The organism is Methylobacterium sp. Leaf108 (assembly GCF_001423265.1).
In the GTDB taxonomy this organism is placed as follows: domain Bacteria; phylum Pseudomonadota; class Alphaproteobacteria; order Rhizobiales; family Beijerinckiaceae; genus Methylobacterium.
In genome coordinates this window covers 82337-97777 of record NZ_LMND01000010.1, presented here as the reverse complement: position 1 = coordinate 97777, position 15441 = coordinate 82337, and the positions used below count along the sequence as shown (strand labels likewise).

General features: G+C 69.9%; 16 protein-coding genes. 14 read left to right on the top strand and 2 right to left on the bottom strand.

Features of this window, described 5'->3' with window-relative positions; all coding sequences use genetic code 11:
• Nucleotides 1-1911 (top strand): calcium-binding protein (locus ASF39_RS07995; RefSeq protein WP_156648427.1); only part of this gene is annotated, 1911 nt, incomplete at its 5' end.
• A 50-nt stretch (nt 1912-1961) separates the two neighbouring features.
• Here ASF39_RS07995 and ASF39_RS07990 read toward each other — a convergent pair.
• Together ASF39_RS07990 and ASF39_RS07985 are read right to left on the bottom strand one after the other, a co-directional pair.
• Nucleotides 1962-2732, bottom strand: a complete 771-nt coding sequence (locus tag ASF39_RS07990) for a trypsin-like peptidase domain-containing protein (RefSeq protein ID WP_056282572.1) — start codon at nt 2730-2732, stop codon at nt 1962-1964.
• A 148-nt stretch (nt 2733-2880) separates the two neighbouring features.
• Entirely contained in the window at nt 2881-3180 is a 300-nt protein-coding gene (locus ASF39_RS07985; RefSeq protein ID WP_244472314.1) for a hypothetical protein, read from the bottom strand.
• A 393-nt stretch (nt 3181-3573) separates the two neighbouring features.
• Between ASF39_RS07985 and ASF39_RS07980 the strand changes: the two genes are divergently transcribed.
• From ASF39_RS07980 to ASF39_RS07920, 13 genes are all read left to right on the top strand, one after another.
• Nucleotides 3574-5457, top strand: a complete 1884-nt coding sequence (locus tag ASF39_RS07980; protein WP_056282570.1) for a methanol/ethanol family PQQ-dependent dehydrogenase — start codon at nt 3574-3576, stop codon at nt 5455-5457.
• Between the two features lie 178 nt (nt 5458-5635).
• Entirely contained in the window at nt 5636-6529 is an 894-nt protein-coding gene (moxJ, locus tag ASF39_RS07975; protein WP_056282568.1) for a methanol oxidation system protein MoxJ, read from the top strand.
• Between the two features lie 92 nt (nt 6530-6621).
• Nucleotides 6622-7227 (top strand): cytochrome c(L), periplasmic, encoded by a 606-nt coding sequence (moxG, locus tag ASF39_RS07970; protein ID WP_056282565.1) that lies wholly within the window; start codon nt 6622-6624, stop codon nt 7225-7227.
• An 86-nt stretch (nt 7228-7313) separates the two neighbouring features.
• Nucleotides 7314-7604 carry a methanol dehydrogenase [cytochrome c] subunit gene (locus ASF39_RS07965; protein WP_055883570.1) on the top strand — a complete coding sequence of 97 codons (291 nt, stop codon included), beginning with the start codon at nt 7314-7316 and terminating at the stop codon, nt 7602-7604.
• 204 nt (nt 7605-7808) lie between these two features.
• Entirely contained in the window at nt 7809-8840 is a 1032-nt protein-coding gene (locus ASF39_RS07960; protein WP_056282562.1) for a MoxR family ATPase, read from the top strand.
• The gene (locus tag ASF39_RS07955) at nt 8837-9700 is read left to right on the top strand and encodes a DUF58 domain-containing protein (protein WP_056282558.1); all 864 of its coding nucleotides are present in this window, start codon (nt 8837-8839) and stop codon (nt 9698-9700) included. Before ASF39_RS07960 ends, ASF39_RS07955 begins: the two co-directional genes overlap by 4 nt.
• 8 nt (nt 9701-9708) lie before the next feature.
• On the top strand, nt 9709-10644 hold the full coding sequence (locus tag ASF39_RS07950; protein WP_056282597.1) for a hypothetical protein: 936 nt from the start codon (nt 9709-9711) through the stop codon (nt 10642-10644).
• Nucleotides 10641-11696 carry a vWA domain-containing protein gene (locus tag ASF39_RS07945; protein ID WP_056282554.1) on the top strand — a complete coding sequence of 352 codons (1056 nt, stop codon included), beginning with the start codon at nt 10641-10643 and terminating at the stop codon, nt 11694-11696. Before ASF39_RS07950 ends, ASF39_RS07945 begins: the two co-directional genes overlap by 4 nt.
• A gap of 116 nt (nt 11697-11812) precedes the next feature.
• A complete protein-coding gene (locus ASF39_RS07940; RefSeq protein WP_156648429.1) occupies nt 11813-12358 on the top strand; it encodes an MxaK protein in 546 nt (181 codons plus the stop codon).
• Nucleotides 12355-13374 (top strand): vWA domain-containing protein, encoded by a 1020-nt coding sequence (locus ASF39_RS07935; RefSeq protein WP_082494434.1) that lies wholly within the window; start codon nt 12355-12357, stop codon nt 13372-13374. Before ASF39_RS07940 ends, ASF39_RS07935 begins: the two co-directional genes overlap by 4 nt.
• A gap of 2 nt (nt 13375-13376) precedes the next feature.
• On the top strand, nt 13377-13940 hold the full coding sequence (locus tag ASF39_RS07930) for an SRPBCC family protein (protein WP_056282551.1): 564 nt from the start codon (nt 13377-13379) through the stop codon (nt 13938-13940).
• A 2-nt stretch (nt 13941-13942) separates the two neighbouring features.
• Complete coding sequence (locus tag ASF39_RS07925; RefSeq protein ID WP_056282547.1) at nt 13943-14905, top strand: YncE family protein; 963 nt, start codon at nt 13943-13945, stop codon at nt 14903-14905.
• Nucleotides 14902-15441 (top strand): hypothetical protein, encoded by a 540-nt coding sequence (locus tag ASF39_RS07920; RefSeq protein ID WP_056282544.1) that lies wholly within the window; start codon nt 14902-14904, stop codon nt 15439-15441. Before ASF39_RS07925 ends, ASF39_RS07920 begins: the two co-directional genes overlap by 4 nt.

Below are 15441 nucleotides of genomic sequence, written 5' to 3'. Positions count from 1 at the left end.
TTCGCCGTGCGGGCGGTGGATGCGGCCGGCAATGCCGACCTCACGCCCGAGTCCACCCTCTGGACGGTGGATACCCAGGCGCCCACGGTCTCCGGCGTTTCGCTGTCCGGTCCGGGGATCGTCAGGGGCTCCGGCACCCTGACGGTGGGCCAGAGCGTGATCATCTCGGTGGCACTCTCCGAGCCCGTCACCCTGACCGATGCCGGGGGCCTGCGCCTCCAGCTCAGCGATGGCGGCGTGGCGGCCTACGACGCCGCGGCCTCCGACGCCTCGCACCTGGTCTTCACCCACGCCGTCGCCGTCGATGCGGTCAGCGCCGATCTCGCGATCACCGGGCTGACCCTGGGGAGCGCGACGATCCTCGACGCGGCGGGCAACGTCGCCTCGCTCGCGGGGGCGGTGACCAATCCCGCCGGCACCCTGCGCATCGACGGCTATACCGGCACGGCTGCCGCCGAGACCTTCCACGGCACCCCCGGCGCGGAAACCTTCAAGGGGCAGGGCGGCAACGACACCTATCTCGTCGACAACGTCGGCGACCGGGTGATCGAGGCGACCGGCGGCGGCAGCGACAGCGTGATCGCCAGCGTCAGCTATCGTTTGGCGGCGGGGCAGGAGATCGAGAGCCTCGCCCTGTCCGCCTCCACCGGCGGCACGGCGTTGACCCTCACCGGCAACGAGTTCGCCAACACCCTCACCGGCAATGACGGCGACAACACCCTCAACGGCGGTCTGGGTGCCGACACGATGACCGGCGGGGCCGGGTCGGACTTCTACGTGGTCGACGATGCCGGCGATCGCGCCATCGAGTTCGCCGGCCTCGGCACGGATCTCGTCTACGCGACGGTGTCCTACTCGCTCGGCGGGTCGCAGCTCGAGAACCTGACCCTCGCCGGCACCGACAACCTCACCGGCCTCGGCAACTCGCTCGCCAACGTCATCTCCGGCAACGGCGGCGACAACGTCATCAACGGCCTGGGCGGTGCCGACCGGATGAGCGGCGGGGCRGGGTCCGACACCTACTACGTCGACAACCTCGACGACAAAGTCATCGAGGCCACCGGCGYCGTCGGCACCGACCTCGTCTACGCCTCGGTGTCGTACTCGCTCGCCGGGGCGCACCTGGAGAACCTGACCCTGACCGGAGCCRGYAACCTCACCGCCACCGGCAACTCGCTGGCCAACGTGCTCACCGGCAACAGCGGCGCCAACGTCCTCGACGGCCTGGGAGGCGCCGACACCATGTCCGGTGGGGCGGGCTCCGACACCTACTACGTCGACACCATCGACGACCGCGTCCTCGAGGCCACCGGCGCCGTCGGCACCGACCTCGTCTACGCCTCGGTGTCGTACTCGCTCGCCGGGGCGCACCTGGAGAACCTGACCCTCACCGGGGCCGGCAACCTCACCGCCACCGGCAACTCGCTGGCCAACGTSMTCACCGGCACTCGCGGCGCCAACATCCTCGACGGCCAGGGTGGCGACGACGTCCTGACCGGCGGTGCCGGTGCCGACACCTTCGTGTTCAAGACCGCGCTCGGTTCGGGCAACGTCGACCACATCACCGACTTCGTGGCCTCGACCGCGGCGGTACACGATACGGTGCAATTGGCCCGCAGCGTCTTTGCGACCCTGGCCGCGGGCCARCTCACCGAGGCCGCGTTCAAGGACCTCGGCGTGAGCGCCGACGGGCGGGCTGTTCTACGATGCCGACGGCAGCGGCTCGGCTGCCACGGCGGTGCAGTTCGCGGTGATCGACACCAAGGTCACGCTCAGCCACCACGAYTTCTTCGTCGTGTGAGCTGCTCGACCCCGCTTGCGGATGGACCCCGCCGGCTGTCGGCGCCGGCCTCGATCGGCGCCGACAGGCCGGGGCAAACACGACCCAGGTCGCCGCATTCGGTGTGTTGATCGGGACCGACGAAAGACCCCGGTGCGGTTCGGTGCCGTATCGGTCGGCCTCACCGCTGCGTCGGCCGACCGGTCGCCGCCGACAGGGCCGCCATGAGGTCGCCCTCGAACAGCAGGGCCGAGCCGTAGTGGAACTCCAGGTCGAAGGGCCGGCGCGAGTTCATCGACAGCGAGGCGCTCTGCATCGCGATCAGGTGCCCGCCCTCGTCGAACAATCCAGAGCCGGAACCGCCGAATCCGTCGTTGCAGTCGTGGCGGACCCGGCGCGCGCCGGCCTCGCTCGGCGGGTCGACCTGTCGGATGAAGCAGGTCTCGAGACTGCTCGGCCCGCGGTAGTTGCCGTGGCCGCCGGGCGACACCATGACGATCGCCATCGTCGTCGGTCCCGTGGCGAGGCCTGAGACCCGCGGTATCGGTTGCGGGCGCACTCCCTCGGCGGGCTGGGTCAGGCGCAGGATCGCCCAATCGTCGGTGATGTGCAGCCCGGCGGCGTTCGCGGGCGCCCCAAGTTGCAGGCTCGCGGGCACGAAGTCGTAGTTGCGCCCGCCGATCTGGAAGAAGCAATCCGCGACCTCGCGGGTGGTCTCCATCCGCCGGTTGCGAAAGTTGTGAGCGTTCAGGACGACCACGGACGGGTCGCCGATGAGCCATGCGGCGGACGCCTTGCGGGGGATGCCGTCCGGGCCGTGGCAGTACAGCACCCCGGCACCCGGATAGCGGTCGACGTCGGCACCGGTCATGTCCCTGCGGCGGTCGACCGGATAGAGGGCCGCGACCCGAGCCGGGGAGGCGGGCGCCACGGGAACGGCGAGGCAGGCCATGAACAATCCGGCGGCGGCCGAACGGGCCGAGCGCCGAACGGCTATACCGGGCGCGGGCGGAAGTCCGGACCGGTGCGGTCGCCAGATCCCTCGCGTCATCCCGCTCCTGCCTCCACCGATGGCGTCGCGACGATCCGGTCTCTCACCGCTAGTCCGCCGCGTCCTTCTTGACGGATACGCAGATCTTGACCGCCTGCTCGAGCTTGATGTCGCCGGGATTGCCGATATTGGCGGTCTCTTCCAGGCACTTGATGAAGTAGTTCATGTCGAGTTCCGGTGACAGGCTCGAGAACGCACGTCCCATGCGGGTGGCGAAATCGACCTTCTCGCCCGTGGTGGCGCGCGGCCAGCGGGCGACCTTGTCGTCCAGCGTCAGTTTGGCCGCCTGCGCCGGAGGAGCCAGGCAGACCAGGGACAATAAGAATACCCTCAGTGTCTTCACCGCCATCGATCACCGCCTGTCCTACTAGGGTGCGATGATTGTAGCGGTTGCGGCACCCGAGTAAAGGCTCGCCGCCGCCGAGATCCGATATCACGTCTTCTTTGTCTGCCGGGTATGGCCAAAACACCTGAGCGAATGCGCAATAGAAACGCTTCTATTGCCACTTTGTCCCGACGTAAAATGACGAACTGGCTGAAGACATTGTCTCAAGACGATGTTTATATATCGAGCCAGCGGATCAGTAATAAGTTTCTTATAAGACGCCAATTGCTTATGTGAATCTTATGAATACGCAGAGTCGATCCTGTTTTTCCGATGCTCTGCTCTGATCCGATGAAACGAAAGGCCGCGGTGGGCTTCGAGCATCCGCACGCGGCGCACAGGGCAGGAGAGTTCAGGATGAACAGGTTTCTTTACTCCGTCTCGGCGATGGCGGTCGTCGCCTTCGCCCCGATCGGGGCATCGACCCTCGCGACGGCCAACGACAAGCTGATCGAGCTGTCGAAGAACGACGCCAACTGGGTCATGCCGGGCAAGAACTACGATTCGGACAACTACAGCGCGCTCAAGCAGATCAACGCCTCGAACGTGAAGGACCTGAAGGTCTCCTGGACGTTCTCCACCGGGCTGCTCAACGGCCACGAGGGGGCGCCGGTCGTCGTCGAGGGCAAGATGTTCATCCACACCTCGTTCCCCAACAACACCTTCGCGCTCGGGCTCGACGATCCGGGCCGGATCCTGTGGCAGGACAAGCCCAAGCAGAACCCGGCCGCCCGCGCGGTCGCCTGCTGCGATCTCGTGAACCGCGGGCTCGCCTACTGGCCGGGCGACGGCAAGACCCCGTCGCTGATCCTCAAGACGCTGCTCGACGGCAACGTCATGGCGCTCAACGCCGAGACCGGTGAGACCGTGTGGAAGGTCGAGAACTCCGACATCAAGGTCGGCTCGACGCTCACGATCGCGCCCTACGTGGTCAAGGACAAGGTCATCATCGGGTCCTCGGGCGCCGAGCTCGGCGTGCGCGGCTACCTCACCGCCTACGACGTGAAGACCGGAGCCCAGGTCTGGCGCGCCTACGCCACCGGCCCGGACAAGGACCTGCTGCTGGCCTCCGACTTCAACATCAAGAACGCGCACTACGGCCAGAAGGGCCTGGGCACCTCCACCTGGGAGGGCGACGCCTGGAAGATCGGCGGCGGCACCAACTGGGGCTGGTACGCCTACGATCCGGGCACCAACCTGATCTATTTCGGCACCGGCAACCCGGCGCCGTGGAACGAGACGATGCGCCCGGGCGACAACAAGTGGACGATGACGATCTTCGGCCGTGACGCCGACACGGGCGAGGCCAAGTTCGGCTACCAGAAGACCCCGCACGACGAATGGGATTACGCCGGCGTCAACGTGATGATGCTGTCCAACCAGAAGGACAAGGACGGCAAGGACCGCAAGCTCCTGACCCATCCCGACCGCAACGGCATCGTCTACACCCTCGACCGCACGGACGGCTCGCTGGTCTCGGCCAACAAGATCGACGACACCGTCAACGTCTTCAAGTCGGTGGATCTCAAGACCGGCCAGCCGGTGCGCGACCCCGAGTACGGCACCCGGATGGACCACCTCGCCAAGGACATCTGCCCCTCGGCGATGGGCTACCACAACCAGGGCCACGACTCCTACGATCCGGAGCGCAAGGCCTTCTTCATGGGCATCAACCACATCTGCATGGATTGGGAGCCCTTCATGCTGCCCTACCGTGCCGGCCAGTTCTTCGTGGGCGCTACGCTGAACATGTACCCCGGCCCGAAGGGTGACCGCCAGAACTACGAAGGTCTCGGCCAGATCAAGAGCTACAACGCGATCACCGGTGCTTTCCAGTGGGAGAAGATGGAGCGGTTCGCCGTCTGGGGCGGCACCACGGCCACGGCCGGTGGGCTGGTGTTCTACGGAACGCTCGACGGCTACATCAAGGCGCGCAACTCGGACAACGGAGATCTTCTCTGGAAGTTCAAGATGCCGTCTGGCGCGATCGGCTACCCGATCACCTACACCCACAAGGGTGATCAATACGTCGCCATCTACTACGGCGTCGGCGGCTGGCCGGGGGTCGGCCTCGTGTTCGACCTCCAGGACCCGACCGCTGGCCTCGGCGCGGTGGGCGCGTTCAAGAAGCTCGCCAACTACACCCAGATGGGCGGCGGCGTGATGGTGTTCTCGCTGAACGGCAAGGGCCCCTACGACGATCCGAACGTCGGCGAGTACCAGACGGCGGCCGCCAAGTAAGGCTCTTCCTCGGTGATCGGACTCCGCCGGCTCAGGCCGGCGGGGTCCTCCCCTCGGCGCACGTCGCACGCCCGCGGCAAACGACGCCATCGAGACATCTCGCGCGACGGCCGCTCCGGACACGCCATGTCCCTCGCCGCGCCATCCCGACCTTTCAAGAAAAAACGGACCCGCTCCCATGTCGCTCGTCACCGGACGCCGCTCAGCGGCGACATCGGCCGCTGCCCTCCTGGCCCTCGGCTGTCTTTCCGCCGCCCATGCCGCCTCGCCGGACTCCGGCACGAAAGCCACCGACGCGAAAGCGGCTTCCGCGGACGCCGGCACCCTGCGCGTCTGCGCGGCCCAGCAGCCGCCGCTGTCACTGAAGGACGGCTCCGGGCTCGAAAACCGCATCGCCGTCGCGGTGGCGCAGGCCATGGGGCGCAAGGCGCAGTTCGTGTGGCTCGACAAGGCCGCGATCTACCTGGTGCGCGACAGTCTCGACAAGAACCTCTGCGACGTGGTCGTGGGCGTCGACAGCGACGACCAGCGCGTGCTGACGACGAAGCCGTACTATCGCAGCGGCTACGTCTTCATCACCCGCGCCGACAAGGATCTCGACGTGAAGTCGTGGTCGGACCCGCGCCTCAAGACCATCGGCCACATGGTGGTGGGCTTCGGCACCCCGGCCGAGGCGATGCTCAAGGACATCGGCCGCTACGAGGAGGACATGGCCTACCTCTACTCGCTGGTGAACTTCCGCGCACCGCGCAACCAGTACACCCAGATCGACCCGGCCCGGATGGTGACGGAGGTCGCCACCGACAAGGCCGACGTGGCGGTGGCGTTCGGGCCGGACGTGGCCCGCTACGTCAAGGATTCCAGCCAACCCCTGCGCATGACCCTGGTACCAAACGACACCGTCCGCAGCGACGGCCAGCGGATGCCCCAGAGCTTCGACCAGTCCATGGGCGTGCGTCGCGGCGACGAGGCCCTGAGGCGGGAGCTCGATGCCGCCATCGTCAAGGCCAAGCCGCAGATCGACGCCCTCCTCAAGCAGGAAGGCGTGCCCCTCGCCCCACCCTCGAACTGACGTCCCCACCGCATCCCGGCGCCCCCCATCGGCTGGGTCGGCGCGACACACTCCGGCGCGTGATCGACGGCCGGAGGCACCAGAGCGAAGTCATGCAGTCCAACAAGCGTATCGCACTCAAGCGGATCGTCGGCGGCGCCCTGGGGCTCGTCGCCCTCTCGGCGGCCGTCGCGGCCATCGCCCAGCCGGCGGCGGGACCGCAAAGCGGTTTCGTCTTCCGCAATACCGTTACCGGCGAGCAGCTCGACGTCTCCCAGGGCAAGGAGGGCGGGCGCGACACCCCCGCCGTCAAACAGTTCCTGCAGACCGGCAGGAACGCCTACATCGACGACAAGTCCTGCCTCAGGAACGGCGAGTCCCTCTACTCGACCTCCTGCTCGGGCTGTCACGGCCACCTCGCCGAGGGCAAGCTCGGGCCGGGTCTCAACGACAATTATTGGACCTACCCGTCCAACACCGAGGACACGGGGCTGTTCGCCACCATCTTCGGCGGCGCCAACGGCATGATGGGTCCGCACAACGAGAACCTGACGCCCGACGAGATGCTGCAGGTCATCACCTGGATCAGGCACCTCTATACCGGGCCGGTCAAGGATGCGGTCTGGCTCAACGACGAGCAGAAGAAAGCTTACAAGCCCTACAAGGAGGGTGAGACCTTCCCCAAGGACGCCGCAGGACAGTGCAAGCCGCTGGATTGAGCGACCGAGGAAGTCACGCCGCGCTGCCGGCGCGGTGAACGATGGGCGACGACACGCCTCATCAACCATCAACGGAGGAGACGACCATGCGGACATTCATCCTTGCGGCGACCATCGGTGCGAGCGCCCTTCTGGCCCTTCCGGCCCTCGCCTACGACGGCACCAAGTGCAAGGCGCCGGGCAACTGCTGGGAGCCCAAGCCCGGCTTCCCCGAGAAGATCGCCGGTTCGAAGTACGATCCCAAGCACGACCCGAAAGAGTTGAACAAACAGTCGGAGTCGATCCGGGCGATGGAAGAGCGCAACGCCAAGCGCATCGAGGCGGCCAAGAAGACCGGCAAGTTCGAATACGACGTGACCAAGATCTCGTCGAACTGAGCGCCACCGCGCTCGGCGTCGGAGTTCGGACGCGGATTCTCCCCTCCCCATCGTGGGGAGGGGTCGGGGGTGGGGGTGGCTCCACCGGACTCTACCGGGGGTCCTTCCATCACCCCCACCTCCAACTCCTCCCCACAGGGGGGAGGAGAGTCGCCATTGGTCGGACGCGCGGCGACCAATTCGGTCTTTGGTTCAAGGCACATCATGAACGACATCCGCCGCGACGACGCGATGCTCACCGACTGGCGCGAGGCCGCCGGGCGGTTCGAACGGTCGGTGGCCTCGGCCGTGGTCGGCCAGGACCGGGCGATCCGGCTCATCACCATCGCCATCTTCGCCCGCGGCCACGTGCTGCTCGAAGGCGACGTCGGTGTCGGTAAGACCACCCTGCTGCGGGCGGTCGCCCGCGCGCTGGGCGGCGCCTACGAGCGCGTCGAGGGCACCGTGGACATGATGCCCACCGACCTCGTCTACCACACCTACCTCGCCGACGACGGCCGCCCGCGGGTCGAGCCCGGCCCGGTGCTGCGGCAGGCCGAAGACCTCTCGATCTTCTTCTTCAACGAGATCAACCGCGCCAGACCGCAGGTACACGCCCTGCTGCTGCGCCTGATGGCGGAACGGACCCTGACCGCCTTCGACCGCGAGTACCGTTTCCCCAACCTTCAGGTCTTCGCCGATCGCAACCGCGTCGAGCGCGAGGAGACCTTCGAACTACCGGCCGCGGCCCGCGACCGCTTCCTCATGGAGATCGGGATGGAGGCGCCCAGCGATGCGCAGGCCCGCCGCGCCCTGGTGTTCGACCCACGCTTCCACGACACCGATGCGCTGATCGCCGGGATCGACGGCGCCGTCCTCGACCATGCCGCCATCGCCGGCATCGGCGCCGCGATCCAGCACGGCATCCAGGCGAGCCCGGCGATCGAAACCTACGTAGTGGCCCTGTGGGAGGCCCTGGTGCGTCCGGGACCAGCCGGCATCCGCCTGCCCGGCATCGACATGGCCGCCCTGATCCAGGGCGGGGCCTCGCCGCGCGGGCTCGCCATGCTGGTGCGGGCCGCCAAGGTCAGGGCCTGGCTCGAGGGCCGCGACTGGCTGGTGCCCGAGGACATCCGCGCGGTCTTCCCCGAGGTGATGGCCCACCGCGTCTTCCTCGAACCGGTCTACGAGATGCGCCGCGCCGGCATCGTGCCGGCCCTGTGCCGCGCCGTCTTCGACACGGTGCCGGCGCCATGACCGCACCGATGAACGAGCCGATGCCCGACATCGTCTACGGGCCGCGCGGACGCAGCGCCGGCACGGCCCTCGGCACCCACCGCGGCCGCGACGCCGGAGGCCTGGGCACCTTCCGCGATCAGGTGCCGTTCCTGCGCATGCCGGACGCCCGGCGCATCGACCTGCGCGCCACCCTGCGCGATCCGTTCGAGGGCACCTGCGTCCGCCGTTTCGAGAGCCGTACCGCGATCGAGGTCTGGGCGCTCGTCGACCTCACGGCTTCCATGCGCTTCTGCGGCGAGGCCGACCGGATGGACCTGGTCGCGGCCCTGTGCGGCTCGCTGGCTGCCTCCGCCACTCGCATCGGCGACGCTTTCGGCCTGATCGGCGTCGACGCCGACGTGCGCGAGGACCTGTTCCTGCCCGCATCCCGCCGGCGCGTCCCGGCCGGCGACATCGCCGAACGCCTGTCGCGCACCCGGGCCACGGGAACCCGCGCCGACGGCATGGCTCTCGCGGGCCAGCACCTCGTCGGCCGGCCCAAGGTGGTGTTCGTGATCTCCGATTTCCGCTGGCCCGAGGCGTTGATCGGCGAGGTCTTCGCGAGTCTGTCCCGCCACGACATCGTGCCCGTCGTCCTCGAGGACGCCATGGAGGCCGAGGCGCTGCCTGCCTGGGGCCTGATGGAGCTCGACGACCTCGAAGGCGCGGGACGCCGGGTCGTGTTCATGCGCCCCGCCCTGCGTCGTCGTTGGATCGCCCGGGAGGCGGCGCGGGTCGAGTCCCTGCGCCGCATCGCCACCACCCATGGCCGCCCGCCGTTTCGCCTCGCCGGCCGCTTCGACCCCGAGGCGGTCACCCGCCACCTGCTCGGCACATGAGGGTGAACATGCGCCGCGCCGTCTCGACATCCCTCGTCCCGCTCGTCCTCGCCTCGTCGATGGCAGGGCCCGTGCAGGCGCAGGTGCGCGCCGTCGAGGTCCGGGCCCCGCGGGCGTTCGGCTACATGCTGGGCGACCTCGTGCGGGCCCAGGTCGACATCGTGGTCGAGGACGGGTTCGCGATCCAGGCCGCCTCGCTGCCACAACGCGGCGCGCTCGCCTATTGGCTCGACCTGCGTGACATCGCCGTGTCGCAGGCCGATGCGGGCGATGCCCGGCGCGTGCGCCTCGACCTCACCTACCAGACCTTCTACGCGGCCCTCGACGTCCGCTCCCTTGAGGTGCCCGGCTTCACGGTGAGCTTCGTCAGCCAGGGCGCCAGCGGCGCCACCACGGCCTCGGCCCGGGTGCCGGCCTGGACCTTCACCATCTCGCCCCTGCGCGAGATCCTGCCGCCGGCCAAGGAGAATCCGCAGGACTACATGCGCCCCGACGGGCGCGTCGCCTCCCTCGACCCTCGTCCGACCCTTTTCACCGGCCTCGGCTTTGCCGGGCTGGCCCTGGCTGCGTTCGCTGGGCTGGCCCGCGACCGGACTTGGTGGCCCTTCCGGGTCCGGCGCGGGCGCGCCTTCGCGGCCGCTCGTCGGCGCCTGCGCGGCCTCGGCGGCCGCCCCGACGCCGCGGAGGCCTACCGCGAGGCCTTGCTCGCCCTCCATCGTGGACTCGACGAAACCGATGGGCGCCGGGTGCTCGCCGACGATCTCGACCGGTTCCTCGACCGCCATCCGGCCTATCGCGGGCAGGCGCCCGGCCTCGTCGCCTTCTTCGAGGCCTCGCGCATCGCCTTCTTCGGAAACGACACCGCCCGGGCGCGTGGCCGTCTGGCCAGGCCCGAGATCGCCGCGCTCGCTGCGCGCCTGGCACGGGCCGAGCGCACGGCATGATCGACGCTGTGTCCCGGCTCGGCGTCTCGACACCGTGGGTGCTGTGGCTGCTGCCGCTGGCCCTGGTGCCGCTCGTGGCTTCGAGCCAGCGCGTGACGCCGGTCCCGGCGATCGCGGCGGCTCCGTCCGACGGCGCCTCGCGGATCGTCGGCTGCATGCTGCGCACGTCCGGCATCTTCGCCATCGCGGGGCTGGTCCTGGCCCTGGCCGGCCCCTACCGGCACGGCGAGACCGTCACCCGCATCGGCATCGGGGCCCAGGTCTCCATCCTGGTCGATCGCTCGGGCAGCATGAACGAGACCTTCGCCGGGCGTCAGCCCTCGGGCGAGGAGGAATCCAAGGCCGCGGCCTCGCGCCGGATCCTCGGCGACTTCGTCGGCAGCCGCGCCCACGACCTGTTCGCGGTCACCGCCTTCTCCACCGCGCCGATGCTCGTGGTGCCGATGACCGACCGGCACGAGGCGGTGCGCGCGGCCATCGCCGCCATCGACCGGCCGGGGCTCGACTACACCAACGTGGCGCGGGGCCTCGCGATGGGCCTGTCGCAGTTCGGGGTGCAGGGCGCCTCGATCTCGCGGGCGCTGCTGCTGGTTTCGGACGGGGCGGCCGTCATCGATCCGCGGGTGCAGGGCGCCCTGCGCGCCGAGTTCGCACGCATCCGGCCGAACCTCTACTGGCTGTTCCTGCGCACCAAGGGCTCGGCCGGCATCGCCGACAAGCCCACGGGCGAGGACACGCCGCAGGCCGCACCGGAGCGCCACCTCGACCTGTTCTTCAAGAGCCTCGGCACGCCCTACCGCGCCTTCGAGGCCGAAGGGCCGCAGGCGGTCGCCGACGCCATCGCTCAGATCGAGCGCCTGGAGCGCGATCCGATCCCCTACACCGAGCAGCGTCCGCGCCGCGACCTGTCGGGGTTCGCCTACGGGCTGAGTCTGCTGGGGCTCCTGGCGCTGGTGGCGGCCAAGCTGGCCGAAGCCGACTTTCGCCGCGGGCGGGCGCGGGCCCTCTCGCCGCCGGCGACAGAGGCTCCTCAGCGGAGGCTCGCCGCATGAGAGCGAGCTCGAATCCGACCGGGACGCTGGCGCGCCTCCGCCTCTCCCCGGAAAACCTGCACGCGGCGAGAGAAGGGAGCGCACCCGGTTTCCGGCTCGCCGGCGCCTGGCGCCGCATGCGCCCGCATGTCCTCCTCGCCCTACCGGTCTTGGCTCTCCTCGCGGCCATCGGGTTCGGGCTGGCAGGCTGGCGGATCCTGCGCGACGACGACACGATAAAGGCGCTCCAGGCCGGACGGGACGTGCCGGTGGCCGTGGACGCCGCATCCCCGCTGCTCCTCGCGCGGGTCCAGCATCTCGCCCGGCGCGGTGTGACCGAGGAGATCGAGCCGCTGATCGACGTCCTCGACCGGCGGGGCGAGCCCGACCGCTCGGCGCGGGCCCGCTACGCCTTGGCCAATGCCCGCCTGCGGCAGGCGTTCGGCTACCTCGAGCGGGGCGACCTCGACCCGGCCGGCCCTCTGATCACCCTGGCGCGGCAGGACTACCGCCGCGCCCTCCAGGATCGACCGGATTATTGGGACGCCAAGTTCAACCTCGACGTCGCATCGCGGCTCCTGCGCGATTTCCCCGACTTCGACCGCAAGAGCGGCGACGAGTTGAAGGCGGAGCCCAACAAGATCTGGACCGACATCCCCGGCCAGCCCCGGGGCGAGCCGTGAGCGCACTACACCCCATCGCGCGCAACCTGCGCGACCGACGCTTCCAGGGGCTGGCCGCGGCATCCGTGCTGGTGGCCGCCACCTTCCTCGCCCGCCCGCTGCCCCTCACGCGCGACGGCCTCGAAGTGCTGGCGGTCCTCGACATCACCGGCAGCATGAACGTGCGCGACTACGTGAGCGCCGAGGGCAGGCCGACGAGCCGCCTGGAGACCGCCAAGGCCGCCCTGCGCGACCTCGTGGCGGCCATGCCGTGCGGCTCGCGCATGGCGCTGGGGCTATTCACCGAGCGCCGGCCGTTCCTGCTGTTCACGCCCATCGAGGTCTGTGGCGACTTCGCCCCCCTCGACGGGGCGTTGGCGAGCCTCGACTGGCGGATGGCCTGGGAGGGCGACAGCCGCGTCTCGGCGGGGCTGTTCCGCTCGGTGGAGATGGCCGCGAGCCTCGGCACCGACCTCGTCTTCGTCACCGACGGGCAGGAGGCGCCGCCCCTTCCGATCGGGCGCGAACCGGCCTTCGAGGGCAAGCCCGGCGCCGTGCGCGGCCTCATCGTCGGGGCGGGCGCCTACGGCCTCTCGCCGATCCCGCGCTTCGACGACCGTGGCCGCGAGACCGGCTTCTACGGGGCCGGCGACGTGCAGCAGGAGAACCGCTTCGGACCCCCGCCCGCCGACGCTGAGGGCCGCGAGGGCTACAACCCGCGCAACGCCCCCTTCGGCTCCGGTGCCGCGACGGGCACCGAGCATCTCTCCTCCGTGCGCGAGCCTTACCTGAAGTCCCTCGCGGACAGGACCGGCCTCGCCTACGCGCATCTGGACGGGCCCTCGGGCCTCCTCGATCCCCTGCGCGCCGTCGCCACCCCCCGAGCCCTGCCGGGGAGCCTCGACATCCGCCCCTTCCTCGGCGCCGCGGCCCTTCTCCTGCTGCTGGCCGCCTTCGCCGAACCCCGTCTCGGCGTGCTGCGTCTCGGCTTGCCGCGTCCCGGCGCGCGCCCGTTTTTCACCCTGAAGAAAGTCTGATCATGCGTCTTGCGGTACCCGCAGCCCTCCTTGCCCTCGTGGCGACCGCCGCCATCGCCCACGGCCCGACGCCGCAGAAGGTCCACCAGTCGGTGACCATCGCCGCCAAGCCCGAGGCGGTGTGGAAGGTGGTCGGCGATTTCGCCGGTATCGGCACCTGGCATCCCGACGTCGCCAAGGCCGAGGGCACCGACGGCAACACCTCCGGTGGCCGGCGCAAGGTGACGCTCAAGGCCGGCGGCACCCTCGACGAGAGCCTCGACGAGTGGAACGCGCAAGGGCGCACCTATTCCTACCGCCTGTCGGACGCCGACCTGAAGGCGCTGCCGGTCTCGTCCTATTCCGCCACGCTCACGGTCTCACCCGACGGCGAGGGATCGAAGGTGGAATGGCTCGGCCGGTTCTATCGCGGCGACACCGGCAACGAGCCGCCCGAGGAACTGAGCGATGCGGCCGGCAAGGCGGCCATGGTTCGCTACTTCGGCGACGGGCTGAAAGGTCTGAAGGCCAAGGTCGAAGGCAGGGTGGCCACCGGCACGATGCCGGACGGCAGGGCCAAACCGTGACCATGCGCCGCTTCGGCCTCGCCTGCCTTTGCCTGGCGCTATCTTCCGGCCGCGGGATCGCCGGGACGGTCTACGTCGCGAGCCAGGAAGCCGGTGCCGTGGCACGGATCGAGGCCGGGACCACCGGGACCCTGGCGGCGATCGCGGTCGGCGGCGGCCCGGCCCAGGTCGCGGCCGGGCCGGATGGACGCCTCTACCTCACCCAGCCCGATGGCCATGCGGTCACCGTGGTCGACCCCGCTACGAACACCGTGCTGCGGCGCCTTCCCTTCGCGGGCCAGGCCTTCGGCATCGCGGTCTCGCCGGACGGCGCCGGGCTGTTCGTCGGCGACTGGGCGAATGCGCGGGTGGTGCGGCTCTCGGCGGAAACAGGCGCGGTGGAGGGAAGCGTCGCGGTGGGCCGGGAGCCGGCCGGCCTCGTCCTCGACGCCCGGGGTCGCCTCTACGTCGCGGACCGGGAGAGCCGACAGGTCAGCGTGGTCGACACCGCCACCATGACCCGCACCGACACCCTGCCGGTGGGCGAGGCCCCCTTCGCCCTGGCGTTGAGCCCGAAGCAAGATCGACTCTACGTGGCCAACGTCCGCAGCGGCGACCTCAGCGTCCTCGAGACTGGCTCGGCCAGGGTCCTCGCCACGGTCCGTATCGGCGGCATGCCCTACGGCGTCGCCGCCAGCGCCGACGGGCGCCTCGTGCTCGTCACCGACCAGCAGGCCGGACGGGTGGTGGCCCTCGACGCGGCCAAGCTCGGCCTACAGGCGACCGTGAGCGTCGGGCGCTACCCCGAGGGCATCGTCGTCGACGGCGAGCGCGCCTACGTGGCGAACTGGTTCTCCGACTCCGTCTCCGTCATCGACCTGGCGACCTTGGTCGAGACCGGGCGTATTCCGGTGGGCGCCGGCCCGCGCAGCCTCGCGGTGGTCCCTGATCCCCCGGCCCGACGCCCTGGTGGTGGACGGCCATGAGGGGTGGGCCCGCGCTGGGCGTCCTCCTCCTGCTCTGCGCCTGCGACCGCGGCGAGGAGGCCGGTGCCTCCAGGGACGAACCGGCCCTGGTGGCGACGCAGGCGGATGCCGACGTGGCACCCTGGCTCCTGGCCACCGACCCGATGGAGCCCGCCCGCTGGCTCGCCAGCCGCGAGCTCGGCCGGCCCGCCCCGGAGACCGGCGCGCAGGCGGACCACCTGCGCCACAGCCTGGCCCGCGCCAAGGAGGCCTTCATCGAGGACCCGCGCATGGTCGCGAACCGGACGGTCCAGCTTGGCCAGATGCTCGCCGAGGCCGGCAAGGCCGAGCCCTACGCCGACCTGCTCGACGGCCTTGAGGAGGTCGCGGCGGCGACCGCCCGCAAGCAGCTCTACGGCGAGATGTGCCAGCACTATTTCAACACCCGCCAGCAGGGCCTCGACCGGGCCGCCGCGCTGGCCAAGCTCACCGAACGCTACGCCGCCCAGGACGAGAACCGGGGCCGTTCGGAGACGTCGCCCCTGGCGCGGCCATGA